At 29.5% G+C, this 26,425-nt stretch carries 28 protein-coding genes and 1 tRNA gene; 11 read left to right on the top strand and 18 right to left on the bottom strand.

The features are described 5' to 3' along the window. Window positions 1-287: 287 nt before the first annotated feature. Window positions 288-527 (top strand): hypothetical protein, encoded by a 240-nt coding sequence (locus ABM4_RS02275; RefSeq protein WP_016358065.1) that lies wholly within the window; start codon window positions 288-290, stop codon window positions 525-527. A 370-nt stretch (window positions 528-897) separates the two neighbouring features. Here ABM4_RS02275 and prf1 read toward each other — a convergent pair whose 3' ends face one another. The 9 genes from prf1 to ABM4_RS02230 all read right to left on the bottom strand — a co-directional run bounded on the left by prf1 (window position 898) and on the right by ABM4_RS02230 (window position 9,439). Continuing rightward, window positions 898-2,133, bottom strand: coding sequence for a peptide chain release factor aRF-1 (prf1, locus tag ABM4_RS02270; protein WP_016358064.1), 1,236 nt, complete (start codon window positions 2,131-2,133; stop codon window positions 898-900). A 233-nt stretch (window positions 2,134-2,366) separates the two neighbouring features. Beyond that, window positions 2,367-3,239: a heavy metal-binding domain-containing protein gene (locus ABM4_RS02265; RefSeq protein ID WP_016358063.1), complete on the bottom strand. Its 873-nt coding sequence runs from the start codon at window positions 3,237-3,239 to the stop codon at window positions 2,367-2,369. A gap of 17 nt (window positions 3,240-3,256) precedes the next feature. Further along, window positions 3,257-3,580, bottom strand: a complete 324-nt coding sequence (locus ABM4_RS02260) for a heavy metal-binding domain-containing protein (RefSeq protein WP_016358062.1) — start codon at window positions 3,578-3,580, stop codon at window positions 3,257-3,259. A 44-nt stretch (window positions 3,581-3,624) separates the two neighbouring features. Then, window positions 3,625-3,816 (bottom strand): DUF2116 family Zn-ribbon domain-containing protein, encoded by a 192-nt coding sequence (locus ABM4_RS02255; protein ID WP_016358061.1) that lies wholly within the window; start codon window positions 3,814-3,816, stop codon window positions 3,625-3,627. Window positions 3,817-3,826: 10 nt separating this feature from the next. After that, window positions 3,827-4,504 (bottom strand): UMP kinase, encoded by a 678-nt coding sequence (gene pyrH / locus ABM4_RS02250; RefSeq protein WP_016358060.1) that lies wholly within the window; start codon window positions 4,502-4,504, stop codon window positions 3,827-3,829. 309 nt (window positions 4,505-4,813) lie between these two features. After that, a complete protein-coding gene (locus tag ABM4_RS02245) occupies window positions 4,814-5,437 on the bottom strand; it encodes a hypothetical protein (protein ID WP_016358059.1) in 624 nt (207 codons plus the stop codon). Between the two features lie 274 nt (window positions 5,438-5,711). Then, a complete protein-coding gene (locus ABM4_RS02240; RefSeq protein ID WP_016358058.1) occupies window positions 5,712-5,957 on the bottom strand; it encodes a hypothetical protein in 246 nt (81 codons plus the stop codon). A 195-nt stretch (window positions 5,958-6,152) separates the two neighbouring features. Then, entirely contained in the window at window positions 6,153-8,153 is a 2,001-nt protein-coding gene (locus ABM4_RS02235) for an MJ1255/VC2487 family glycosyltransferase (protein WP_016358057.1), read from the bottom strand. Window positions 8,154-8,293: 140 nt separating this feature from the next. Continuing rightward, window positions 8,294-9,439 carry a hypothetical protein gene (locus tag ABM4_RS02230; RefSeq protein ID WP_016358056.1) on the bottom strand — a complete coding sequence of 382 codons (1,146 nt, stop codon included), beginning with the start codon at window positions 9,437-9,439 and terminating at the stop codon, window positions 8,294-8,296. A 117-nt stretch (window positions 9,440-9,556) separates the two neighbouring features. On the opposite strand from ABM4_RS02230, the gene ABM4_RS02225 reads away from it, so the two are divergent. After that, window positions 9,557-10,375, top strand: a complete 819-nt coding sequence (locus ABM4_RS02225) for a sulfite exporter TauE/SafE family protein (protein WP_048200796.1) — start codon at window positions 9,557-9,559, stop codon at window positions 10,373-10,375. Between the two features lie 393 nt (window positions 10,376-10,768). Here ABM4_RS02225 and ABM4_RS02220 read toward each other — a convergent pair whose 3' ends face one another. From ABM4_RS02220 to dnaG, 4 genes are all read right to left on the bottom strand, one after another. Next, on the bottom strand, window positions 10,769-11,701 hold the full coding sequence (locus ABM4_RS02220; protein WP_016358054.1) for a transcription initiation factor IIB: 933 nt from the start codon (window positions 11,699-11,701) through the stop codon (window positions 10,769-10,771). 83 nt (window positions 11,702-11,784) lie between these two features. Continuing rightward, a complete protein-coding gene (locus ABM4_RS02215; RefSeq protein ID WP_016358053.1) occupies window positions 11,785-12,066 on the bottom strand; it encodes a Gar1/Naf1 family protein in 282 nt (93 codons plus the stop codon). A gap of 266 nt (window positions 12,067-12,332) precedes the next feature. Then, window positions 12,333-13,325 (bottom strand): site-specific tyrosine recombinase/integron integrase, encoded by a 993-nt coding sequence (gene xerA / locus ABM4_RS02210; protein ID WP_016358052.1) that lies wholly within the window; start codon window positions 13,323-13,325, stop codon window positions 12,333-12,335. A 193-nt stretch (window positions 13,326-13,518) separates the two neighbouring features. Next, window positions 13,519-14,802: a DNA primase DnaG gene (dnaG, locus tag ABM4_RS02205; RefSeq protein WP_016358051.1), complete on the bottom strand. Its 1,284-nt coding sequence runs from the start codon at window positions 14,800-14,802 to the stop codon at window positions 13,519-13,521. An 820-nt stretch (window positions 14,803-15,622) separates the two neighbouring features. Here dnaG and ABM4_RS02200 point away from each other — a divergent pair. The 9 genes from ABM4_RS02200 (at window position 15,623) to ABM4_RS02160 (ending at window position 21,570) form a co-directional block, all read left to right on the top strand. Further along, complete coding sequence (locus tag ABM4_RS02200; RefSeq protein WP_016358050.1) at window positions 15,623-16,393, top strand: demethylmenaquinone methyltransferase; 771 nt, start codon at window positions 15,623-15,625, stop codon at window positions 16,391-16,393. A 249-nt stretch (window positions 16,394-16,642) separates the two neighbouring features. Continuing rightward, window positions 16,643-17,257 (top strand): biotin transporter BioY, encoded by a 615-nt coding sequence (locus ABM4_RS02195; RefSeq protein ID WP_016358049.1) that lies wholly within the window; start codon window positions 16,643-16,645, stop codon window positions 17,255-17,257. A gap of 62 nt (window positions 17,258-17,319) precedes the next feature. Then, window positions 17,320-17,715: a DUF1284 domain-containing protein gene (locus ABM4_RS02190; RefSeq protein ID WP_160162424.1), complete on the top strand. Its 396-nt coding sequence runs from the start codon at window positions 17,320-17,322 to the stop codon at window positions 17,713-17,715. 162 nt (window positions 17,716-17,877) lie between these two features. Next, window positions 17,878-17,949: transfer RNA gene (locus ABM4_RS02185), tRNA-Gln, on the top strand. Window positions 17,950-18,147: 198 nt separating this feature from the next. After that, window positions 18,148-18,486 (top strand): helix-turn-helix transcriptional regulator, encoded by a 339-nt coding sequence (locus ABM4_RS02180; protein ID WP_016358047.1) that lies wholly within the window; start codon window positions 18,148-18,150, stop codon window positions 18,484-18,486. A gap of 22 nt (window positions 18,487-18,508) precedes the next feature. After that, a complete protein-coding gene (locus ABM4_RS02175; protein WP_016358046.1) occupies window positions 18,509-18,904 on the top strand; it encodes a putative zinc-binding protein in 396 nt (131 codons plus the stop codon). Window positions 18,905-18,916: 12 nt separating this feature from the next. Continuing rightward, window positions 18,917-19,321 carry a hypothetical protein gene (locus ABM4_RS02170; protein WP_016358045.1) on the top strand — a complete coding sequence of 135 codons (405 nt, stop codon included), beginning with the start codon at window positions 18,917-18,919 and terminating at the stop codon, window positions 19,319-19,321. 41 nt (window positions 19,322-19,362) lie between these two features. Next, the gene (locus tag ABM4_RS02165) at window positions 19,363-20,166 is read left to right on the top strand and encodes a 4Fe-4S binding protein (protein ID WP_016358044.1); all 804 of its coding nucleotides are present in this window, start codon (window positions 19,363-19,365) and stop codon (window positions 20,164-20,166) included. Window positions 20,167-20,295: 129 nt separating this feature from the next. Next, the gene (locus tag ABM4_RS02160) at window positions 20,296-21,570 is read left to right on the top strand and encodes an ATP-grasp domain-containing protein (RefSeq protein WP_016358043.1); all 1,275 of its coding nucleotides are present in this window, start codon (window positions 20,296-20,298) and stop codon (window positions 21,568-21,570) included. A 299-nt stretch (window positions 21,571-21,869) separates the two neighbouring features. On the opposite strand, the gene ABM4_RS08960 is transcribed toward ABM4_RS02160, so the two are convergent. The 5 genes from ABM4_RS08960 to ABM4_RS02140 all read right to left on the bottom strand — a co-directional run bounded on the left by ABM4_RS08960 (window position 21,870) and on the right by ABM4_RS02140 (window position 26,408). After that, window positions 21,870-22,025, bottom strand: a complete 156-nt coding sequence (locus ABM4_RS08960) for a hypothetical protein (protein ID WP_016358042.1) — start codon at window positions 22,023-22,025, stop codon at window positions 21,870-21,872. A 189-nt stretch (window positions 22,026-22,214) separates the two neighbouring features. Beyond that, window positions 22,215-22,895 (bottom strand): V-type ATP synthase subunit D, encoded by a 681-nt coding sequence (locus ABM4_RS02155; protein WP_016358041.1) that lies wholly within the window; start codon window positions 22,893-22,895, stop codon window positions 22,215-22,217. Window positions 22,896-22,951: 56 nt separating this feature from the next. Next, on the bottom strand, window positions 22,952-24,337 hold the full coding sequence (locus ABM4_RS02150) for an ATP synthase subunit B (protein WP_016358040.1): 1,386 nt from the start codon (window positions 24,335-24,337) through the stop codon (window positions 22,952-22,954). A gap of 2 nt (window positions 24,338-24,339) precedes the next feature. Further along, complete coding sequence (locus ABM4_RS02145; protein ID WP_016358039.1) at window positions 24,340-26,094, bottom strand: ATP synthase subunit A; 1,755 nt, start codon at window positions 26,092-26,094, stop codon at window positions 24,340-24,342. Then, window positions 26,091-26,408: a V-type ATP synthase subunit F gene (locus tag ABM4_RS02140; RefSeq protein WP_040682504.1), complete on the bottom strand. Its 318-nt coding sequence runs from the start codon at window positions 26,406-26,408 to the stop codon at window positions 26,091-26,093. Before ABM4_RS02140 ends, ABM4_RS02145 begins: the two co-directional genes overlap by 4 nt. Window positions 26,409-26,425 lie beyond the last annotated feature (17 nt).

Raw genomic sequence — 26,425 nt, 5'->3', positions numbered from 1 at the left:
TAGAGTAATAAAAAAAATAGACAAATCCCTTTAAGAATCAGAATATCAAATAAAAATTAAGATTTCAATTTTAAAACCTGAATATTTTTTAATAGAAAACCGCCCCTTTCATAATTTATTTATTAAAACTACTAAAAGACATATGAAAATTAATAGATTTTTAATTGAACAAAATTATAAACAAACTTTATATACTATGACATATACACTATTAAATAGAAAAAAACTAACACAATTATTAAAGAATTAAAAATTTTTATATACAAATAATTTTTAAGAGGGATAGGATGAAAGAATATAAAGAATTTAAATTAAAAAATGGCGAAATAAAAGCTGTGGATATTAATATGTACAACAATATTAAAAAGGATTATACACAGAAAAACATGAAGAAGAACTTCTTATTCAAAAAATACAATGATAGTTACAATATTGACAAGTTTCTTTTCTCAGCAATCCTAAATGATATCTATAAACAGCATAACAATAAGAATCCAACCAAATACATCAACATCAATTGCATGTAAATATAAAACTACTTTAAAATCCTTATAATTTTTAATTAAAAATAATAATAAAGTTTTTAACTTTATTTAAATACCATTTCATTTTAAAAACAATTAAAAAAAATATACTGCTTTTATTAATCAAACAATAATTGTTTTATGAAATAGCCTAAAATTAAAACATTAATTTTATAAAGTAAATATTATTAAAAGAAGCCTAAAAAACAACTGATTTTATAAATAGGGAAAAATAATTAAAAAAATCTAAAAAATCCACTAATTTTACTAACCATATAAAAACTATAAAAAAAATCTAAGAAACTAAAAAAATCTACTAATTTACCAAGTAGATAAAGACTATTAAAAAATAGAAAAATTAAAAAAAGAAGAATTAATTAATATGATATCTTAAAATAGCTGCAATTCCACCAAATGCACGGTATAACTGCATTCCCTCTTCGGTTTCTGTGGAGATTAATTCGACAGAAGTACCTACCTGTTCAGCCATTTCAACAAAAGTATCAACAAGATCCTCTCTTGATTCTTCCTTCATTTGTTCATTACAATTATCACATTTAAAATCAAGATCCGCTTTCTTACGAGGTGTTATCTCAGTTGACCATCCACATTGAGGACAGGTCATTTTAACACGCTGTAATTTAAGGCCCTCGGATAAAAGGAGTGTATCTACCGCACCAATTTGAAGATTTCTTCTAACTTCTTCCTCACCATAACTTGCAAGACCTGATTTATCATTGATTAATTCTTTTAAAAATCTTTGGACAAGTTTCTTCTCTTTAATTACGTCTAATTCTTCCAATACATCGGAGGATTTATCGATAACTTCACGGATACCGAATTCGCCAGTATAGGAAGTATCTACAGTGGTGATAACCTTATCCTTGATTTCATATTGCATGAAGTCCCCTTCATAGAAATCAATTTTAGTATTACCAGGTCCACCTAAGATGACCCCTCTCAAATCATCTTTGATTGGTAAAAATGCATCGTTTACATGACGACCGATCCTTTTAAGGAATTCTCTTGCGGCATCTTCAATAACACGGTCAAACCTTCTCTGTGATTGACCACCTGCTTTATGCTTACCAGGCACACCACTAGTTAAATGTGCTACAATGTCAATACGCTTACCCTTTAAAGTTGCAATAGTAGCCTCTTTCCTATCAATTACAGCAATACCGTAAACATCCCTATCGGATACCATTTCTATTAGGGGATCTAGGAAAAATTGGCTATCACAAATATACCAGTAGGTGGTAATTTCCTCAGGTGGTTCAAAGGTATAGGTTTCCATTTTCTCGGTACCAGGTCCACCTCTAGGAATCATTCCTGTGAAAATGACTAATCCGTTTTCTGGAGCCTGTTTATATAATTTTATTTTCTGAATAATAACCTCAATAGCTGACTGAACGTTTTTTCTGGTGGATTTACTTTTAATGTTAGAACTTTGTCCTAGTTCATCCCTCATCTGTTTAGCAACATCACTGATTTGTTTATCATGAGGTATGTAAACAGAAACTAACTCAGTTCCCCTACCTTTCTTTTCAGATAAGTTTTTAATCATTTTTTTAAATTCATATAATTCTTTTGAAGATATATCTTCCATAGTAATTCTCCGTAAAAAGTAAAAATAATAATAAATAATAATCAATAATCAAATTATCCAATTGGACAATCTAAAATATAAACTTATTTTAAAAAATGAAGTTTAATAGAAAAGAAACTATTTAAAAAAAATTAGTTTCCTTAAAAATATAATAATATACTATCTATTTTATCAACTTAATAAATATATGTATATCTAAAAATTTTAAGGAAATATAAAAATTAAATATTCAATTATTCCAAAAGAACACCGGTACCCTTTGCAACTATGTGGAAACTGTCACCAATTAACTCTCCAACAATATTATACTCGATTTCCAAATCAAGTACACCATTTCCACCATGATCTTTAATTTCCTTAGCCAACTGTTTAAGGGCCTGATCTTTAGCCTCTTGAAATCTGATGAGTAAAAGATTTTCCTCGTTTTTAGTCTTAATCTCAAAAAATCTATTTTCATTAGGGATAATTACAGACCCTTCAAAAACACCGATATATTCTTTAACATTAACCTGCCATGGATGGGTTGTAGTCATAAACAACACACCTAAATCATTTATATCTGTCTCTTCCAGATTAGTTGCAAAATTGTCAACTGTAAGTGCAGCCCTTTTAGGTACAAATTCCCTGCCTATCAGTTTATAAAATATAGGCACTATTGTATAATACAGCTTGTCTGTCCACTGTTTAAAGAATCCAAATAGATATGAAACAGATCCAATAACCACTACCAAAAAGAAATAATTAATCAATGTCGGAAATGCGGCCTGTAAAATTACTATTATTGCGCCAACGGTAATTCCGTTAACCCCAAGTGTTGGATTTGCAAGTATAAATCCATGGATAACTGTTACAAAAAATAGAAGATATGCACTAATAGCACCAGTGGTCTCATCCATTAACTTAATAGAAAGATAAGTCTCAGCATATCCCGCAAATAATGGAGCAAAAACAAATGCCAGATTCCAACCAAAGATATCAATATGGAATCTAAAACTAAGTGCATAAGTTAAACAGCCAATAAAGGTTCCAAATACAATTGAAAGAACTGCCTTTCCAATCTCTTCAGGATCCTTATTATTTTTATTTAATTTATCTATTAAGCTCATTAAAATTCACATAAAAATTAGATATAAGATATGGCAGTCCCATAAGCGGTTACAAGAATTGTGTTACCCATAGTTCCACCAAGATTTGCATAATTGATTTTAAGACCTATTATTGCATTAGCCCCAAAGTCTAGAGCTTTATCTTCCATACTTTTTAATGCAATCATTCTTGCCTTCTGGATTTCCTCTTCATACTTAGAGGTTCTACCACCTACAACATCACGTACACCAGAGAATAAATCCTTATACACATTAGCTCCAATTAAAGCCTCTCCAGTAACAATACCATAATATTGCTTGATTTGTTTACCTTCTAAAGTATTAGTTGATGAAAGAATCATAAAATCACAATTTGAAGTTTTATAAAAAATTAAAAAAATTAAATTTATTTAATTACAACAAAATATAACCAAACAATAATAAATACAACTAAAAGAACGTAGATTAATTTTTGATTTCTTTTCATTTGATTTTGTCTTTTGTTTAATACTGCCTCACAATCTGGTGAACAAGCTTTTTCATTTAAAGGAATTGGTGTTCCACAGACGGGACAATGTTTATGTGGTTCTACTGACATTTTATCACCTCTAATCAGATATTACCTTAGTACCAATAGTTTCCCCATTTACAATCTTAACTAAATTCTCGGGATCTTCACCATTAGCAATAACAGTTTCAAGTTTAGAACGTTTAATCATTTGAGCTGCAGTCATATCAAAGAATTCATAAGTACCTGCTTTTACATCTTTACCTTCAAGGAATTTTACTAGATCAGATGCATGAATCTCATTGATTAACTTCGCATCCTCAAATTTATTAGGATCCTTGTCATACATACCGTCTACAGATGTTAAATTAATAAGTAAATCTGCATTAATATATTCTGCTAAAATAGCTGATACTGCATCAGTACTGTGTGCAGGTTCAGTACCCCCCATTACAATAATTTTACCAAATGCAGAATATTCTAAAGCTTCTTTAAAGTTTTCAGGAACTTTTTGATATGCACTATCACCTAATGCAGAAAGTAATAATTGGGCATTAATCCTGGTTACCTCAATTCCTATTGCATCACTTTGAGCTTCTCCACAGCCTAGTTCCCTTACAACGCTAATATATTCTCTTGCAGGTTTTCCTCCACCTACAACAACAAACAATTCATGTTCCTTAGATAAATCCTTTAATATATCACTATAAATCTTAAACATCTTAGCATTATAATCATGTATTAAAATAGATCCTCCAATTGCAACGACTATTTTCATGTATTCACCAAAAAAGAATTTTATAAAAAAATAAATAAGTTCTATCTTAAATATTTATTTTTTTAATAATATTTAAATTTTATATCAGTTGTAAAAATAATTATACATTATAAAAAGAGGATTCAAATAGAGATTTAATTTAGATTAATGTTTTTTTAGGTGAATCTTTTATAATAATTATAAATTATTATTTATTAACATTAAATTAAAGAAAAAAAGAGAATTTAAATTAAAGATAAAGGCGAATCTTTTATAATAATTATAAATTAAGCCTTAAATCAAGAAAATAAAAAAGAGAATTAAATAATATTAAATTATCCAGATGAAATTAATTCTATGATGATGTGTTTGGGAATTACTATAATCCTCATAATATTTCTCATAATCATAAGCTTCATTTGCAGCATCCTCATCGGCAGCATATTCTTCATATGTTGAATTTATAAGATTAACAAATTCGTCTCTAGACATTTCTGATTTAGGAGTACTGCCAATTACATCTTCTATAACCGGAGTTAAATTATTTCCATTATAAGATAATAAATACATCTTATCTCCTGTATTAAAGAATATAGAAGTTACATTATGTTTAACAGAGCTTTTATAGGAATTAGTGACAAATGCATAATGTCCGTCAATATCAGTATACTCATAAGAGTTTAAATTACTATAATATAACTCATCAATAAGATTACTTCCAAGATTCCTGTTATCGCCTAATGACAAAATACCAAATTCGAATACGTTTTTAATAACATAACTGTTATTAGTTAAATTTCCAGATTGGTATTGTTGAGGTAATGTAAAACTAACGTTATCCACCTTAACTGTTTTTGAATTGGAACTGTTACTATCTGCACTAATCATAGCAGTACCTGCAAATAGCAAAAGAATAATTAATGATAATATTAATATCGAAAACTTACTATTCATACCTTTTTATATAAGTTTAAAAATTATTATATTTTTCTATTAATCAATTTATCTAAAGTAAAACTTTAAAATAAGAATTTAAAAAGTAGAAATATACAAGTTAATTTTAAAAAAGAAGAATAAAAATAATGTGAATAAACTTTTAAATCCTTTTTTATAAAAGAAGGTAAAATAAAAAGACATGTAAAATATTTTTAATTAAAAAAAAGTTATTTTTTTATACTGAAAGACATTTAGTAAAAAAACAGCAATATCCCCTATAAAAAAAATAATATTAAACAGCACCTTCCGAGTAAGGAAGATTAAGATTACGATGGGGATTTTTCTTTAATTCCTTGCTTATTAATTTACCTCCTTCATTGTAAGTAAATACAAAGCAAAACTCTGAAGATTTTTTATTTCCCCGATAAAAACCTTCAAATCGTTCATCATCTACATAACCCACATATTTTATAATTTTGTAACCATTTTCTAATTTAACTTTTTCTATTTTTGGATATTCTTTAAGATAAAAAATCATTTTTATCAACCATATAATAATCTTTCAATAACCTTTGACCTATTAGGATAATTCCTTTTGAATCCCCCTCTATCAGACCCAGAAATATAATATTTTAGAGTCTAGAAAACCTTCAAGATATAACCTATTACATTCTTTCTCAACCATATCCATTCGTTTAACATATTTTGTTAATTAATGGATTAAATCTTAAATTTAAGAATATTTATAATATTTCTCAATATCCCGATACAACTCATTGAAGATTGCGGAGTTATCTGTATTTACAACTTTATTTAGATTTTTTTGATATTTATCAAGGTTTGATAGGAAGCTTTTAATGTTTTTAGACTCCATATCCTCATGATATTCACCATAACCTAGTTTATCCACATAAAAACCATTTAAAATCTGCTCAAAATTACCCAATGCAGGCATACTATAGATTGGTTTTTTAAGGTAAATGGCTTCACTGATTAAAGTAAAGCCACCATTGGTGATAACCGCCTTAGCAGTCCTTAAATCATCATAAAAAATATCCTCATTAAATGAACGATAGGTTAAATTTTCATCTACCTCATCCTTATTAAATCCATAGACTATAAAATTCTCATTAATCTTCTTAAGTCTTTCCATAAGCTTATAATTAGAATTACTAGTTTGATAGACAATTACATGATCTTTAATCTCGGGTTTAAGTTTCATTATATCTTCCCTTAAGATTGGAGGGTATATAACGGAATTCCTGCCCTCCTTTATTGGAGGATTAAAGAAACTTGTTAGAATATGTATCTTAGCGTCATGAACATAAACCTTTATAACGGCTTTGGCTTTAAGCATGTCTATTTTATGATGAGGAGGATAGTCAATCTCAGTTTCAGTGATCATATGAATATTGTCAAGACTTATCAACGGAATATTTAATGTATTTGCCACAATATTACAATAATTTTCAAAGTCAGTCACAATAATTCCCGGCTTAAGTTTACGTGCAAGCTTGAAAATCGTATCATAGGCCTTTTTAATGTTAGAAGGACTTTCCTTCATACATTTAGTGAAAGTTGCAATATCATTTACGACATTATCCTCATAAACAGTATTATATACTCCGATTTCATATACATTATCAAATTTAGAGTTCAAATAGGTATATGCCCTGTTACCTGAGAAGATATAAACATCATATATCTTTGTAAGACGTTCCAATATGACTCCACTTCTAATCGCATGGCCCATACCTTCCCCACATACACAATAAAAAATAATTTTCTTTTGAGACTCTACAAGACCATTACCTGATTTTACAAGCGCCTGAGAATTTTCTATTGAGGCATCACCTGTTTTTTTATTTGAGGATTCTTTTTTTGGAAGACTTATATTTCCTTTTGTTTCATATTTGTTAAATTTATTTTTAGAACCCCTCAATTTACTCATACCATCATTTTTAGAGACATTGCTCTTATTTGATGATTTTATATGAATCGGTTTGGTTTTCTTGGACTTGGATTTTTTATCATCACCATGTTCAAAACTATAACCTAACTCATCTGCAGATGTTCTTTTTCCTCTAAAATCATTTACAGTACTTTTACCATAGGTTTTAATAAGTTTTAATAGACCGTCTTCCTCAAGTCTACGTGTGGATACTATAACTTTCGGTTTTCTAAGAACCTTAAACTCTGAGATTGCTCCAATTCTTTCAATATAATCAGTATCTTCCCCATAATCTAAGGATTCATCAAAACCATTAACCCTATCATGTAATACCTTTCTTGTTAGAATACCATAACAGCCTGCACCATGAGGTTTGATGTTTTCAACAGACTTCATAAAGGTATTTGCAAAATCGTGTAATGCCTTATATGAAATTTTATCTGAATCGGGAATCATCTGAGATATTGCTATTCCAAGACCTTCCCTATTAAATTCCTCGACTGCATCTTTAAGATAATCTTTAGAAAGCTTTAAATCAGCATCTAAAAATAACAATAAGTCCCCTTTAGCAACTTTAGCACCATTATTCCTTCCAACTGCAGGTAAACCCCCTTCAACAACAATACAACCATAATACTTTGCTATCTGATAGGTTTTATCTGTTGAATTAGCATCTGCAACTATAACCTCATAGTCTTTAAAATCCTGGGAGTGAATACTTTCAAGCAAACCTGGTAAGTTTTCTTCTTCATTATAAGACGGAATAATTATACTAAGTTTCATATTATCACAAAAAATATACACAGAAATAAAATTAAAATGAAATCCCCTAAGGATTTCTAAAACAACTAATATAATATTATAATTTAAACTATATTAATCTTAATAAAAAAAGGAAAAATAAATATTCCTAAATTTGATTTCTACAGATAGGAATATGCATTCCATGATATAGTATAGGCCCTACATTTTTGATTTAATGATCTATCAAGACTATTTAATAAGACCATCTCATTATAATCAGGATTTAACCTATAAATGTCACGGTCAGTACTATGTACAACACTGATTACACCATAATTGTTTAAATCAATTGAATCCTCAGGCTCTAAGATATTTACTTCATAATATGCCGTGTTTGCTATTGCAAATATAAATGAGAATCTTAGAACCAGGAAGATAAATAATATCAAATGAGGCAACATTATTTTAAAATAATGTTTAACCTTCCTTCCACTGAAAAATTCCGCTTTAAATAGGGACAAATCATGTTTAATAGTTTCAAATAGAGACTTTCCACTATCAATCCCATTATTTTCCCTTTTTAAACTTTCTTTATCTGTATTTCTACTTAAAAGTGGAGATATATGATCAATTAAATACTCATTATACATTATAATTAACATACAATACCAGCCTGCAACAGCAGGTGTGGAGAATAGGCCGCCATCCATTATACCAATAATGCCTAAACTAAATAAAGCAATCATTAATAGTTTTGGAAATATAGTTCTGTTTTCCATTGATTTAATCATTGTAATAAACAACACAGGCACTAAGATAAATATAGCCTTTACGATATCCGGAATATAAGGAGCTAAACTGTTTCCAACATGAATGCCTGAAGGAATATTTGGAATAAACATTACAACAATGGCACCGAATATGGATTTAAGAACATGTGAATGTAGAATACTTGTTGATGTCATTTTAGGTTCAACAATCACCAAGGTTGTATCCAATGGCAGATTCATTGAAAGTCTTATATAAATCTCGGTTAAAATTCCGACACTACCTAAAAAAATCATTATGACAAATGATAATTTAAGATAGAAATCATTAGACTTGTTAAACCAATTAATATTATGTTTTTCACCAAATCTTGAAAAGATTAAGAATAATCCGAAGATTCCGAAATATAATACATCCTTACCCTTTGAAGAACCCATTAAAAAAGGTTGTAAAATAGGCCTTATGATTATATCTAAAAAACTTGTAAAATATATCAAGCAGGCAAAGATAATCAAAACGAATCCTGCAAGATAATAATTATCAATATTCCTCTCCATTTTATCAACAAATCTAATATTTTAAATGAAATATATTTTATATTTCTTATAATAAATAGTATAAATAGATTATATAAATTTTTTATACAAATTGTTTTAAATTAAAGGGTGTTTTAAATTATATTCACAACAACATATATCCTATTTTTAATAGGAATTGGAATAATTGTAGGTTTAGCATCAGGACTATTAGGTGTTGGTGGAGGATTTTTAATGGTTCCTCTACAGTATTTTGCACTTCAAACTATTGGCATACCATCAGATCTTGCATTTAGAATAGCTTTAGGTACTAGTTTGACCTGTATCATACCAACATCTCTATCAGGAGCTTATACCCATGTTAAAGAATCCAAAATTGATATCTTAAAGCCGGGAATAATGTTTGGTGTTTTCGGTATTATTGGTGGATTTATAGGAGGAAACATCTCCACAATCATACCTACAAGGGCATTAGAGATTTTATTTGGATTACTTCTTATCGGTATCGCAATTAACATGTTTCTTAAAAAAGACGATACAGAAAACGAACCCAAATTAAAGTTAAATTACCTGACTGCGGGAATTATTGGTATAGTTGTAGGATTCTTTGCAGGACTTTTAGGAATCGGTGGTGGAGTCTTTATTATACCGATATTAACCCTGTTATTTGGATTTACAATGGTTGAGGCAATTGGAACATCTACCATATTTATACCATTCTCCTCCATTGGAGGTTCAATATCATATATGTTATCTGGATGGGGTGCAAATATACTTCCATACTCAATCGGATATGTTAATCTAGTTAATTTCATATTAATAATAATATTTTCCATACCAATGGCCCATTATGGGGCTAAAATAGCTTATAAAATTAATGAAAAACATTTAAGAATATTGTTTGCAATAGTATTAGTCATTATAAGTTTAAAGATGCTTAAGATATTACCATTTTAATATTTTAAGCTTATCAACTTTATAAAAACTATTTTTTAATTATTTTAAACTAATTTATATAACAACTAAAACATGATTAATATTATTTGAAATAATCCAAACTTACTTAAAATAAGCTAAAAACTAATTTTATATAAAAATAAAAACTAATTTACTAAAAATTAAATTTATATTATAATAAAGACTAATTTTACTAAAAAAAATAAACTAAAAACTAATTTTAAGAAAATGAGAATCAATTCTACTAAAAATAAATTAAATAAGATTAATTCAATCAAAAAAAATAGGTTAACTCTACAAATAAATTATAGAAGATCTCAAATTAATAAGTAATTTATAGAAATCTAAAAATAGCTAATTATAGTAAAAATATTTAAAAAATGGAAAATGGGCTTATAAGGTTACGCCCATTTCTAATTGTTCAGTAAGTTCTTTATATCTGTTTCTTATTGTAACTTCTGTAACACCTGCAATTTCCGCAACATCTCTTTGAGTTTTCCTTTCACCTAAGAGAACTGATGCAATATATAATGCAGCAGCAGCTACACCAGTAGGACCTCTTCCAGAAGTTAATCCTTTTTCCATTGCCTTATTAATAATATCAATAGCTTTAGATTGAACCTCTCCAGATAAACCTAATTCACTAGCAAACCTTGGAACATAGTCTACTGGTGAAGTAGGTGGTAATTTAATATTCAATTCACGAGTTAAGAATCTGTAAGTCCTTCCAACTTCTTTTTTAGTAACACGGGAAACTTCAGCAATCTCATCCAAAGTACGAGGTACTTTACATCTTCTACATGCGGCATAAAGTGAAGCAGCTACAACACCTTCAATACTTCTTCCACGTATAAGTTTATTATCCACTGCACTTCTGTATACAACAGATGCAGATTCCCTTACACTTCTTGGAAGACCAAGTCTTGAGGAATCCCTATCTAATTCACTTAAAGCAAATGCTAAGTTTCTTTCTGTAGCACCAGAAATCCTGATTTTTCTTTGCCATTTTCTTAAACGGTACCATTGAGCCCTATTTCTTGCAGGAATATCTCTTCCATAGATATCTTTATTCCTCCAATCAATCATTGTACTTAAACCCTTATCGTGAATGGTATAAGTGATAGGTGCTCCTACACGAGTCCTTTTATCTCTTTGCTCGTGGTCAAATGCTCTCCATTCTGGTCCCATATCAACAAGGTTTTCATCAATAACGAGTCCACAATTTGCACAAACAACTTCTGCCCTCTCATAATCACCAATTAATTGGTCTGATCCACATTCTGGACAACGAGTTTGCTTATCTATATCAAATACATCATGCTGCATTTGTTCTTTTTCTGAAGTATTATTATCAGAGATACCATTTCTTGAAATTTGTTTGGATCTTCTGGTTCTTTTAATACTTTCTTTTAGTTGTTCTTTTTCCGTGGTCTCCTCCCCCGTTTACGCTTTTTATCATTTGAAACAAATAATTTTTCACCTGAATTTTTCATAATCCTATCTCGATTAGCAGACCTAAAAAGATTAATAGAAATATATGGATTCTTAGTCGGTCCAAAAACAGTATTTACCTTACCAATCTTGTTTTTATTATTGTCAAAAACCAAAGCACCAATTATTGGAGTTTGTTTTCCCCTAGCAATTAATTTTCCAGATTTTGCAATATGTAAACTATTACCTAACACTTTCATAAAAAATCAGTTAAAAAAATATTTAAATTCCAATACAAATAATACATTATGTGTCATCATATATAAAGTTTTCGATACTTTTATATATAAAAAATATTCATTAATAAAAAACTTACGATTAAAGAATAAACAATAAAATATATAAAACCAGGCTTTTTACACCTTATATTTATATTAAAATATTGATTATTAATTATATAATTATGTTATCGGGATTAATCAATACCCTATCTTAACTTATGACAGATACTGGGATATGCCTAAAATCAATCAAGATCACCTCTTGCTTTATCATATATATCCTTAACAGATTCCATATCCACACTGGTGTATATTTGAGTAGTTGAAAGGCTTGCATGACCTAATAATTGTTGAATAATCCTAATATCCACACCATGTTTCAATAAATGGGTTGCGAAGGAATGTCTTAGAACATGGGGAGTAACCTTCTTTTTAATTCCCGCCCTTTTAGCATATTTCTTAATCATCATCTCAACATAACGTGAACTTAATTTATTTCCCTTATTATTATATATTAAAAGAGGGTTATCAGGATTTTTTAATTTGAGATATTCTTCAAGAAGATTTCGGCATTCCTCATCAAATAAAACAATTCTATCCTTATCTCCTTTACCTCGTATTCTCATTGTACGGGTTTCGAAATCTATATCATTTATTTTAAGATTTAAAAGTTCGCTAATACGTAAGCCTGAGGAATATAAAACAGTCAATATAACTTTATTTCTCATTTTAGTAAATTTCTGAAGATTCGTATCTTCCCTATCCCCATCAACTGATGAGATAAGTTTCTCTACCTCATGCTCATTTAAAGACTTAGGAAGGGATTTAGTTCTTTTAGGTGTTTCCACATCATATAAATAATAGATATTGTTAAACTCCAGAAATTTTTTAATTGTAATGGTCACAAGATAGATATAATTCTGGGAAACTTCCTTATCTCTTTTTAGATATTGAATATAACGTTTAAACGATCTTAAAAATTTTTTATCATCAGTTAAATCATCCTGAGTTTTTAGAAAATCTATAAAATTATTAATTATTGTACTATATGTTTTTATAGTATTTCGGGAGTAGTTCCTAATTTCCAAATCAATAATATAATCCTCACATAAATCATTAAAATTATATAAATCCAAAATGCTTATTTTATTACCTTCAGCATCATATTTTGGAAGATTTGATGACGTTAAAGAGGGATTGAAAATATTTACTTCTTTTGATTTAGAAAAATTTACCATAATATCAAGTTCTTAAATTGATTTTAAAAGTTTTACTTCGTTATACCAATATATTTTTAAAGTATATAAAACTTGTTCAAATTGAAAAGTTTAAAAAAAAATCAGATTAAAACAGATTAAGATAAGTCAAAGTAATTATTAAATGTAAAAAAATAGCCAATAAAAATGAAATAAATAGGATAAATAATCCTATTTAGTGTAATGTAATAATTTTAACATCCCTTGGTTTTTTAACAATATTGCTAGCCTTAAAAGCTACAAGGTTTTTAATACCTTTTTTATATGAAGCGTCTACTAATCTCTGAGATACAATTCCATCAAAGACAATAGTCTCTGCATTGTCCTCAACATTTTGTACTTCATTATAGAGATCCTCAACACTAACCTCTTTCATAAGGTTTAATGCGCCATCCAAGATTTCACCAGTTCCACTGCCTTCAATTTCTCTAAGCATATCCTTCATCAAGCTGATTTCATCATCTTCAAGTTCATCATCTAAATCCGGTTCCTCAACAATATCTGAGTATCCATAATCATCATCCTGATGACGATTATTGCGTTTATTATACTTTTTGTTATTATGATTATTACGGGATTTGGATTTTTTGGATTTGTTTCTTGGAGAGTCCTGAACAGATAAAAGATTAGTTGAAGCTAAGAATTGTTCTATAGGAGTTTTATCTCTTAAAGCAGTGATAACTTCATCCTTTTCAAGATCTTCTACTTCCTTACCAACAGGTGCACGTGTTACAAAATCAACATCTCCAACTTGAATAAGTTCTTTTAATATTAATTCTCCGCCACGATCACCATCAACAAATGCGGTAACTGTTCGTTTTTTAGTTAAATCTGCAATTACTGGAGGAACATTAACTCCTTCAACTGCCACAGTATTTTTAATACCATATTTCAAGAGATTTAACACATCATTCCTACCTTCCACAACAATAATTGCATCAGAAGTATGAACACTAGGTCCTGCAGGAAGTCTTTCTTCACCAAATTCAGAAATCTCATGAACACGCATAGCTTCCCTAACTTCTTCAATCATTTGCATACTAGCAGGGGTAACGGTATCCATCATTCCTTGATAAATTTCTTTAGCACGTTCAACAACCTGTTGACGTTTTACAGCACGAACATCCTCTACTTTTTTAACTTTGATGTTTGCTTCACAAGGACCTACCCTGTTAATTGTTTCAAGTGATGCTGCTAAAATGGCTGTTTCAATCCTATCTAAACTAGAAGGAATAACAATCTCACCTTTAGCACGACCACTATTAGAATGAATAATAACCTGAATTCTACCAATTCTTCCAGTTCTTTGAAGTTCTCTCAAGTCTAAATCATTGCTTAAAAGACCTTCTGTCTGACCGAAGATAGCACCTACAACATCAGGTTTTTCTACAATCCCATTTGCATTAATTTCAGCATAAATGAGATATTTAGTTGTTGTTAACTCTTCACCTTTTGACATAGTAAGCCTCCTTTACGGCTTAATTTATAAGAATATAAGTTTAATTTAGAAGTTTGCTAAAAATTAAACTAAATAATTGTTTAAACATATTTACTTAAAAGTAAATAATTCGATTAATTAATAAAGTTTATTAAAAATAACATGAATGTTATTAATGAATAAATGATTAAAATAGGCAAAAAAACAAAAAAAGAGTCCTTTAAATAACAAATATACCTAATTAAAAATCATAAAGTTCCGCCTATAATAGAACTTAAATAAAATCTTACAAGTTTATGACTACTTAATTAAACCCCAAATATCGAATAGGTAATTTAATTAAATATTAATAAAATATGAAAAACATTTCCAAAAAAATCTTAACACATCATAAACTACACCTTATTTTATTTAATATTAGCCAATATTAATTCTTAAATTTTAATAATCTTCAAGTGTTTATTAATAATTCCCTATTTAAAATATCCAAAACATCAAAACCCATTTATAAATAATAATATTTCAAATCGGAATAATATTTCTCTATTAAAATCAATTTTCTTAAATAATAGCTATCTATTATATGTTTCTCCTTTATTTTGTTAATTAGTGAATAATAATATTAATAATGAAAAAACTCTTTCGAGCATAATAATTGTTAAATTTTACCTAATATAATTTTTGCAAATACTCATATATAAAATTGTATATTTAAATTTTAATTGGGATTTTTAATTAATATTAAATCTTATAAAAACAAACTATTATATGACATATAATTGATTTATTCAATTATTCATGATTAAACAATCAAAAATAAAACTAACAATCAGGTGTTATAATGGCAAAAGGAATTAATGCTAATACAGTTTTAAAAATGGCTTCAAGGAGTAATAGGGATCTAAGTTTAGATGACATAAACCTAGATATTGACGATTTCTCAATGGATGATTTGGTTAAAAAGGAAGATGAGTCAAATATTGAAAATTACGAAAAACTCAATATGATCTTAGAAGATGCATCTACCTGCCAAGTTTCTGATGCATATAATAACCTTTATAGAAAAACCGGAGTTATTAAAGGTTTAAAATCATTGAATAACCATAGAACATATGGTAAAATCATTACTGCTTATACACCTGTAGAAGATTGGGGAACAGCTGTAGCCGGAATTGATATCGGCAGGAAAGGAGAGGTATTGTTTGTACAATCCACAGAAGGTCCACTAGCAGTATGGGGAGAGTTAGCATCAACCTGTGCAAAAGAGCAGGGACTTGCAGGTGTTGCAGTTTATGGAAAAATGAGGGATATCGATATATTAAAATATATGGACTATCCACTATTCTGTGTTGATACCTGCCCAAATGCCGGAACCGCCTTAGGCTATGGAAAACTTAATGTTGAACTTAATATTGACGGAGATTCAATCAAACCTGGAGATTTCTTCTTCGGAGATGAAAATGGAGTGGTTGTCATTCCACAGGAAAAGTTCAACGAGGTCATACTAGAAACACTTTCAATTAAACGTAAAGAAAAGGGTATTCTAAAACAATTAAGGGAAGGTAAAACACTTGCAGAAATTGCAGGTGTAAAGGATCAATTAATAGATTAATCCAGTTTAATAGATTTAACTAATTAAAATAAAGAAATGTTTAAAAAATCAGTTTTTAAATCTCATATATTCATTAAATAAGCATGTTAAATCTATTTTAACTAATTAAATACAAGCTTTAATAAAAACATATATAAATTATTTAAAACAATATATAATAGGTATAATATTTAAGATAAATTATATTGAAACTTATTATTGGATATTTTACTATTAGTCGACTTTAACTATTATAAAAGGAGGTAAAATATGGTAAACAATACTATAGAATCTTATTATACAATAAGAAGCCAAGTATATAATCATGTGAAAAATGCCGGAACTTATGAAAAAGTTGGACTTGCATTTTTAATGGCTTGTTTTACTGGAATTGCAGCACAAATTGCAATACCTTTAACTTGGACCCCAGTTCCAATCACATTACAGACTTTTGCAGTTTTAATATCAGGTATGTTACTTGGAAGAAAGTATGGTACTTTATCACAGGTATTGTACTTAGCATTAGGTCTTGTAATTCCATGGTATAGTGGTATGACCGGAGGAATCGCTACATTACTTGGAACCAATTGTGGATACTTTATTGGATTCTTAGTTTGTGCTTACTTTGTAGGTTCAATCTCTGAAAGATATCCTCAATCCAGAAAATTCGTAGGTATGACTGGAACCTTACTTGTAGCTAACTTCTTAGCAATATATATTCCAGGTTTAATAGGATTATATTTATACTTCTACTTAGCTCAAGGAACAGCATTAACCTTAACCCAAGTACTTGTAATGGGACTTGTACCATTTATTATTGGAGATATACTTAAAGTATTAGCAGGTTCTGCTATATCACAGGTATTCCTACCAAAAGACGAATAAGAGTATAAAAAAATACTCTTAACTTTTTTATTTTTAACTATTTTTTAAAGAAGATGACTTTAATGATTAATTTACGTGGACATCACCTTCTATGTCTTCAAGGTTTTCAAGGCTATGGATACAATGAAGAATTTACAAGGAACATGACAATAATTCATGAGAAACTAATGAATGATGAAGAATCCATACACCTAGTTAATGGATTAGATGATCTTTGTAAATATTGCCCAAATCTTAACAAAGATATATGTATCAATGATAGAGAAAATGAGAAAATTTTAAAGATGGACAAAATTGTAATTGACAAAGTCCTAAAAGAGTCAAACCAGAAAGAGTACAAAGCAAGTGAACTATTTAACATGACTAATAGAATTTTTAAAAGTTCCTCGGATATTAAAGATACATGTTATAGATGTAAATGGTATGATGTTTGCACATGGGCAAAATCCAAAAAATAAAGATCAATAGAAATTCAATGTTTATTACTTTATATGCTATTTTTAATAAATCAGAAAAATAAAAAATTGATTAAAAATCTTGAAAAAAAAGGAAAGACTTATATATTATGATAACAAAAATTATAATGTTCATAACAGAACATTACTAGTAATAGTAATATTAGTTCCGTAGGGTAGTGGTAATCCTTCTAGGCTTTGGACCCGGAGACGGCGGTTCGACTCCGCTCGGAACTATTCTTTTTTATAAACTATTTTTTACTGATTTTTTAGATTTAATCAAGTTTTATAATGTTTTCTAAATTTATAGACTGTTTTTAATGATTTAATTAATTTTCAATCAAATTATAAGGATATAAATTAGATTAATAACTGTAATTTTTTTACTTAAAGTAATTCGATATATTTAAATATATCAAAATATAATTCTTAACCATGACAGGATGTAGTGATGAAAATTGTTGTAAGATTGATTTGAATCCAATCATAGAAAAAATGCCGAAAGATGATGAGATTTATGATGACTCTGAAATGATTAAAGCATTAGCAGATCCAACAAGACTGAAAATTGTTTATCTATTATCAGAGGTGGACGAGCTCTGTGTATGCCAGATACTCGAGACATTAAATAAATCACAATCAACACTATCTCATCATTTAAACATATTAAAAAAAGCAAAGATTCTAAAATGGACAAAGAAAGGGCAATGGATCTATTATTCACTCAATAATCCAGAAATGGTTAAAGGTTTAAACCTTTTATTAATGAAGTAAGGTATTTTATCGGTGATTTATAATGAAGGTTAAATCAAAAAATGATGAAAAGACAGCCCTTGCAGCATGTACTGGAATGAGCCCTAATGGACTTGTAGCCAGGGTTGCTGTCTTTGATGCGCAGAAAGAATATGATAATTTCATACACATTTGCATACCATCAACGGCTGCAGAATCAAATAAGTCAATCTATAAAATCATAGATAAATACCCAATAATTGGAGTAAATGGTTGTAGTAATAACTGTGTAAACAAGATTTTAGAAAGTAAGAATATAAAGGTAGAAGATACAATTAATATAGATAAAGAGCTTGAGAATTGCAGCATAAAACCTAAAGATCCGACAAGATGTGGAAAAAATGAAGAAATTGCAGTAAATTACATTAAAAACATTATCTTGAAAAAAATGAATAAATAGGAGAATGATAAAATGGAAATAGACATTAAAAAATGGAATGACTGGGCAAATAGATCATCTTTTCTATTTTCAGGAATAAAAGATAATAGAAAAATAGGAATTTTAATTGATTCAATAGAGGATAAACTTATTATTTTAACTAAAAAAGAGAATGGAATCGATGTTTCATTACTTAATGATGTCGAGGAGGTTGATGATAAGACTGCAGATTTAATACTTGAAATTAAAGAGGATGATGTCGAAAAGGTTATAAACGATGAAAACTTCTCCAAATTTTTAGAATTAACAGCAAGCGATGAGATTAAGATGTATGATTTAGTAGGTATTAAGAAACTTATAAGGTTAGGTTATGAAGCATTTCTATCAAGAATAGGTTATAACGTGAACAATACTGACACATGCTGTTGCTGTTGCTAGGGATAATATGGAAATCAAAAGTAAAGAATGCTAGGGATAATATGGAAATCAAAAGTAAAGAAAATGGTAAAGAATTAAAAGAGATCATAAAAAACCAAGAATTTAGTATCAAAGTAAACTATGATAAATCCACAGTTAAAAGACCAAAAAATATTGTATATAACTACAATCCAGATATTATAAAGAGATTTAAGGAGTTGTCCAAGGAATTAAATGTTGTAAGTGTTGGCTTTACTAAATTAAGTCCTGACTTAATTTTAAATGACGCTGAATTAGAATATGACAATGCAATAGTTTTGGTTTTTGAAATGTTTGATGAGATATTAGAAACGGAACCGGGAATTTTAGCAAAATCATATAATGATTATCTCTACGAACAGATTGCAAACAAAACATATAAACTTTCAGATTTCCTAAGAGAAAATAATGTGGATACAGAACCAATACATCCAGAATATGATGAGTTTATAGACTTTTCAAAGATTGCAGCAAAGGCAAATCTAGGAGGCATTGGTAGAAGTGGACTCCTAATTACACCAGAATATGGCCCCAAAGTTAAAATTTCAGTGATTTTAACCAGCGCAAAATTAGAGAAAACAGATCCCGAAGAGGATTTTAGCTGGATTAAAGAATACTGCAAAAGATGTGGAAAGTGTATGGATGCATGTACTTATGATGCACTTAAAAACGATAAATTACATCCCAAAAAATGCAAGGGCTGTAATGAAGGATGCTCATATTGTATAAATGATTGTCCTTTCCATAAAAAGGGATATATGAATATCAAAAGAAAATTCTTTAAATATCAGGAAAAAATACAAGAAAGAAATAAAAACAATAATTAATCCCATTTTTTTATTTTTTAAATAAGGGAATCTAATTTTAAACTTATTTTCAATATCATTTTATACTCAAATAATTTATATCATTAATTTAATAATGTAATTATATTGAAATTAAAGGAAATGTTTTAAATGGATAATCTAGTTATACTTGGAATTGATACTCGTCCTCAGGTAAATTCAGCTTTAAAACTAAAATACAACGTATACTCTTCAGCTTATTATACGACTATAGATTTTCCAAAAAACGTATTAGAAAAACACATTTTAAATGAAGAGGCAGACACATCCTGTGGATTATTTGAGGAAAATTATAGTGCCAAGAAATTACTTATTAATGTAAGGGACTATTTGGATAGTGCAGACAATATAATATTAACTTCAGGTATAAGTGGAGATGACTTCACTGGAGAATTTAAAAAATACAAATCCAAGATTATCGGAAATAAATCAACGGAACATGTAAGTGACAAATATAGATTTTACAATAAAATTTCCAATAAATTCTTATGTCCTATGACTTTTTTAATATCTGATGTTGATGAGTTAGGTGAAATTTTAAAAGAATATGATGATGTATCATTTATTGTAAAACCCAATAAAGGATCAGGTGGATATGATACAATCCATCTGAATTATGATGCATACATTAAAGATAATCAAATAAAAAATAGTATTGAAAATATTCTTTTGTCACAGGACGAGATATTAGTTCAGGAATTCATAAGTGGAGTTAACATAAGCTCATCAGTACTAGCAAGTTCAACTGATGCAAAGACAATAATGAATACAAGACTATTAACACTTGATGATATTGGATTTAAAGGTGATTATAGATATTGCGGAAATATTATGCCATTGGATATAAAATCCATACAACAATTTACAAGATTCAATATACCTCATGATGAGATTGGAATAAAGAATCTAAATGAGGACATGAATATGCTTTCAGAGGAGATTATAAAAGAATCTAAATTAATCGGATCTAATGGAGTAGATTTGATATTATCAGGTGAGGAAAATAATGAGGGAAACATATTAAATAATGACATATATCTAATAGAAGTTAATCCCCGTTTTCAAGGTACCTATGAATGTGTAGAAAAAGTGTTATCCATAAATCTATTAGAAGAGCATATTAAAGCATGTAATGGAGAATTAATAGAAGAATTAAATCCAAATGCCCATGCAATTAAAGAGATATTATATGCACAATCTAAAATCAAACAGGGAAATCTCAATATCGACGGATTATATGATATATCCCATGAAAATACAATAATAGAAAAGGATCAACCGCTAGTTACAATAATTAAAGAATGTGGTAATGTGAAAAAAGGTTTAAAAGAGATTAAATCATTAAAAGATAAGATCAATTCAAATATCTATCCTATAGATAATTAAATTAAAAAATTCCTTTTTTTTAAAAATATATTTATCATATAGACAATAACTAGAAAATTGATTCTTTTTTTAAAAAAAATAGTTATTCCATAAATAATAACAAATTAAATATTTTTTTTAAAAAATATATTCAAAAAAACAATCAAATAAATAAAAAATAGCAGTTTTAAAACCTAAAAATTAAAAATACCCCATAAATAATAATAATTAAAAATCCTTATTTTAAAAAATATATTCAAAAAACAATCAAATAAATAAAAAATAGCAGTTTTAAAACCTAAAAATTAAAAAGTATTAAATTATGCATGAATAATTCCAAATGCAATTAAAATAAATAAAATAACACCAAAGACCATAATAAATGTTACACCAATCATTGCAATATTTATCCAAATATATAATTTAGTCCTTTTTTCAGGATCCTGCATAGCCATTTCCAATGGATTTCTTTCCATAATCTCACTTATTTTAATTAATTTAACTTTTAATAAAAAAAAGTTTAAAAGAAAATCTTTTTTTAATAAAAAAAGATTTATTCTAGTAAGAATATCTAGATTAGAGAAAAAGGGGTTGATAAATAAGAGAAAATATTATTCTACCCTTTTTTCAATCTAAATAAATCTTAAATACTAGATGTTGTTTTTCTAAGCTGGGTTATCAGCTTTTTTAGCAGCTTCTTCTGCTTCATTTGCTTCGATAGTAGCACGAATCATTTTCAATCTAACGAAATTTTCCCTTTCCATCTCTTGAAGTCTCATATCAATAGATTTTACAGTGTTTTCCAATTTTGGAATCATAATATGTTCAAGAGCATTTACACGACGTTTAGTTGATTCGATTTCCTCAGCTAAAAGGTAGATAGTTTTTTCAATTTCACCTAATTCAATAATCATTTTTACTGCCTGTTCAAATTTTTCAGCAGCAATATCTAATTGAGCAGATGTATCTGAGAAACCATATCCACGGTTGACTAAATCCCTTGAATCAAATGTAGTGTCACATAATGGAACTGGAACACCCATAATACTTCTTGATGTAACCTTTACATCAACTGATTCTTTAACAGATAAAGCAGTTTTTTCTACAGCTAAATCACCCATTTCAATTTGAGCTAAGGTTAAAGCTTCATATGCTTCTTTGAGGATCTTTTCTACATCGGAACGAGCGCCTTTAACTCTGTCTAAAATATCAAAAAACTCTTTGATTAAAGCATCACGTTTTTCTTTTAAAAGACTGTGACCTTTAACTGCAAGGTTTTCACGTTTTTTAAGAGCGAGTAACTCCATACGAGTAGGATTAATACCCTCTAAAATTTCTTCTGCCATAATATCCTCCTTTATAAAAGTTGGATAGAACCAAAGATTTAAAAATTAATTTAAATCTAATCTTTAAGGTGTTCTTCAATAAATTCGTCTTTAACACGTTTAAGTTCAGTTCTTGGTAAGATTTTAAATAAGTCCCAACCAAGATCCAAAGTTTCTTCAATGCTTCTATCTTCATCTTTGGATTGAGTTACGAATTTGTCTTCAAATTGTTGAGCAAATTCTAAAAAACTTTTATCCCTGTCTGTAAGAGCTTCTTCACCAACTACAGCTACTAAATCTCTTAAATCACGACCTTCAGCATAAGCTGAATACATTTGGTCAGATACACCACTATGGTCAGGTCTGGTTTTACCTTCACCAATACCTCCACCCATTAAACGAGATAATGATGGAAGTACATCTACAGGTGGGTAAATACCTTTCCTGTGTAAATCCCTACTTAATACAATTTGTCCTTCTGTAATATATCCAGTTAAATCTGGAATAGGGTGAGTAATATCATCTTGAGGCATGACTAAGATAGGCATTTGAGTAATGGAACCTTCTTTACCTTGAATACGTCCTGCTCTTTCATATATACCTGCTAAATCAGTATACATGTATCCAGGATAACCTCTTCTTCCAGGTACTTCGTCCCTAGCAGCGGAAATTTCCCTTAATGCTTCACAGTAGTTTGTTAAATCGGTTAAGATAACAAGTACATGCATACCTAATTCGAAAGCAAAGTATTCTGCAGTAGTTAAAGCCATTTTAGGAGTTAAAATCCTTTCAATAGCAGGATCATCTGCTAAGTTCATGAATACAGTTACTTTTTCAAGTGCTCCTGTTCTTTCAAATTCTCTCATAAAGAAGTTAGCTTCCTCGTGAGTAATACCCATTGCACCGAAAATTACGGTAAATTCAGTGTCTTCACCAACTACTTTAGCTTGTCTTGCAATTTGTGCTGCAAGTTCATTGTGAGGTAAACCAGATCCTGAGAAAATAGGAAGTTTTTGACCTCTTACTAAAGTGTTCATTCCATCAATAGTAGAAATACCAGTTTGGATGAAATCTGCAGGATATTCCCTTGAAGTTGGGTTCATAGGGTTACCGTTAATATCCAATTCTTTTTCAGGAATTATTTCTGGACCACCGTCAATAGGTTTACCAGTACCGTTAAAGATACGGCCCATCATATCTCTGGAAACTCCGATTTTAGCAGTTCTACCAGTGAATCTAGTTTTAGTATTTTTAGTGTTTAAATCATCTGTACCTTCAAAAACTTGAACAACAGCTACATCATTCCTAACTTCTAATACTTGTCCACTTCTTTTTTCTCCGTTAGGTGTTTCGATGTCTACAATTTCGTTGTAAGCTACACCTTCAACACCTTCAACAACCATTAAAGGACCAGAAACTTCAGTGACTGTAGTGTATTCTCTTGTTTTAATATCAGTATTCATATTTATACACCACCCATTTGGTCTACAACATTAGCTTTAATATCTTTGATTTTAGCTTCAAATTCTTCAGCAGGAATATATTTCATTCTTGCAATTTCTTCTTTAACAGGTAAAGCATCTATTTTCTTGATATCTCCACCTCTTGCAACAGCAGCTTGAGCTTCTTTGTTGAATAAAAGAATGGTTCTTAACATGTCTGCTTGTTTTGCAGGAGGACAGTAAGTATCAACATCATCAAATGCATTTTGTTGTAAGAAGTCTTCTCTTAACATACGGGAAGTTTGTAAAACAACTTGTTGGGAATCAGGTAAAGCATCTGGACCAACTAATTGTACAATTTCTTGGAGTTCAGATTCTTCTTGGAGTAAAACCATAGCTTCATCACGGTTAGATCTCCAATCTTCACCAACAGTTTCCTTCCACCAATCTTGGATACTGTCCACATATAATGAATAACTTTGTAACCAATCAATAGATGGGAAGTGACGTTTATCTGCAAGAGATGCATCTAATGCCCAAAATACTTTAGTAATACGTAAGGTGTTTTGGGTAACAGGTTCGGATAAATCTCCACCAGGAGGTGATACTGCACCTACTACACTAATAGAAGCTTCTTTAGGTTCAGTTCCAATAGTGGTTACTCTTCCTGCTCTTTCATAGAACTGTGCAAGTCTAGATGCTAAGTATGCAGGGTAACCTTCTTCACCAGGCATTTCTTCAAGTCTTCCAGAAATCTCCCTCATAGCTTCAGCCCATCTTGAGGTTGAATCAGCCATAAGTGCTACATCGTAACCTTGGTCTCTGAAGTATTCTGCAATAGTAATACCGGTGTATACACATGCTTCACGAGCAGCTACTGGCATGTTAGAAGTGTTAGCAATAAGAACAGTTCTATCCATAATAGGATTACCAGTTTTTGGATCATCGAGGAATGGGAATTCAGTAAGTACTTCTGTCATTTCGTTTCCACGTTCTCCACATCCAATGTATACAACAATATCAGCATCTGCCCATTTAGCTAATTGTTGTTGAGTAACAGTTTTACCTGAACCAAAAGGACCAGGAATAGCTGCAGTTCCACCTTTAGCTACAGGGAAGAAAGTATCTTGTGCTCTTTGACCAGTTACAAGAGGTATATCCGGATCAAGTTTTCTTGTGTAAGGTCTAGCTTTCCTTACAGGCCAGATTTGTAACATTTGAACTTTTTCGACGTTTCCTTCTTCAGTTTCAATTTCTGCAATATCGTCTATTACAGTGTAATCTCCATCCACAATACTTTTTACAGTACCGGAAACAGTTGGAGGTACCATAATTTTATGTACTACAGCTGAAGTTTCATTTACTTCACCAAGAACATCTCCACCAGTAACTTTATCTCCTACAGCTACAGTTGGTTTAAATGTCCATTTTTTCTCTTTGTTAATAGAAGGTACTTGGACACCTCTAGCAATGAAATCTCCGGTTTTCTCTTTAATAACTTCAAGAGGTCTTTCAATTCCATCAAAGATGGATCCCATAATACCAGGACCAAGTTCTACAGATAATGGTCCTCCAGTACTTTCTACTACTTCACCAGGTTTTATCCCAGCGGTTTCTTCATATACTTGAATGGTAGCAGTGTCACCTTCGAGTTCAATAATTTCCCCGATAAGTTTAGAATCACCTACTTTTACCATTTCATGCATTTGAGTCCCTCTCATCCCATCTGCAAGGATAACCGGACCAGCAATTTTGATAATGTTTCCTTCAATAATCATTTGATATCTACCCCAATAACTCGTTTAATAAGAGCTCTCATTTGATCACCATCAGTTTCAGATTTACCGTTTTTATCAGGGATTTCAATAATCATTGGTACAATCTCTGAACCGAGAGTTTTTCTGATATGTTCTCTTATTTCATCAGCTATTTTATCTGTAATAATAATAATTGAAAAATTATTTTCAATTAACTCATCAAGAGCTTGTTCAGCTTCTTCTTTAGTATTTACAATACGTCCTTCTCTTACTCCACCAAGTCTAAAACCGGTGACAGTATCTAAATCTCCAATAACAGCAACAGAACTCATAATATCACTCCATAATTAAC

This window comes from Methanobrevibacter sp. AbM4, from assembly GCF_000404165.1.
Classification (GTDB): domain Archaea; phylum Methanobacteriota; class Methanobacteria; order Methanobacteriales; family Methanobacteriaceae; genus Methanarmilla; species Methanarmilla boviskoreani.
Note: the sequence above shows the minus strand (reverse complement) of the source record. Positions and strands in the feature narration are given on the sequence as shown.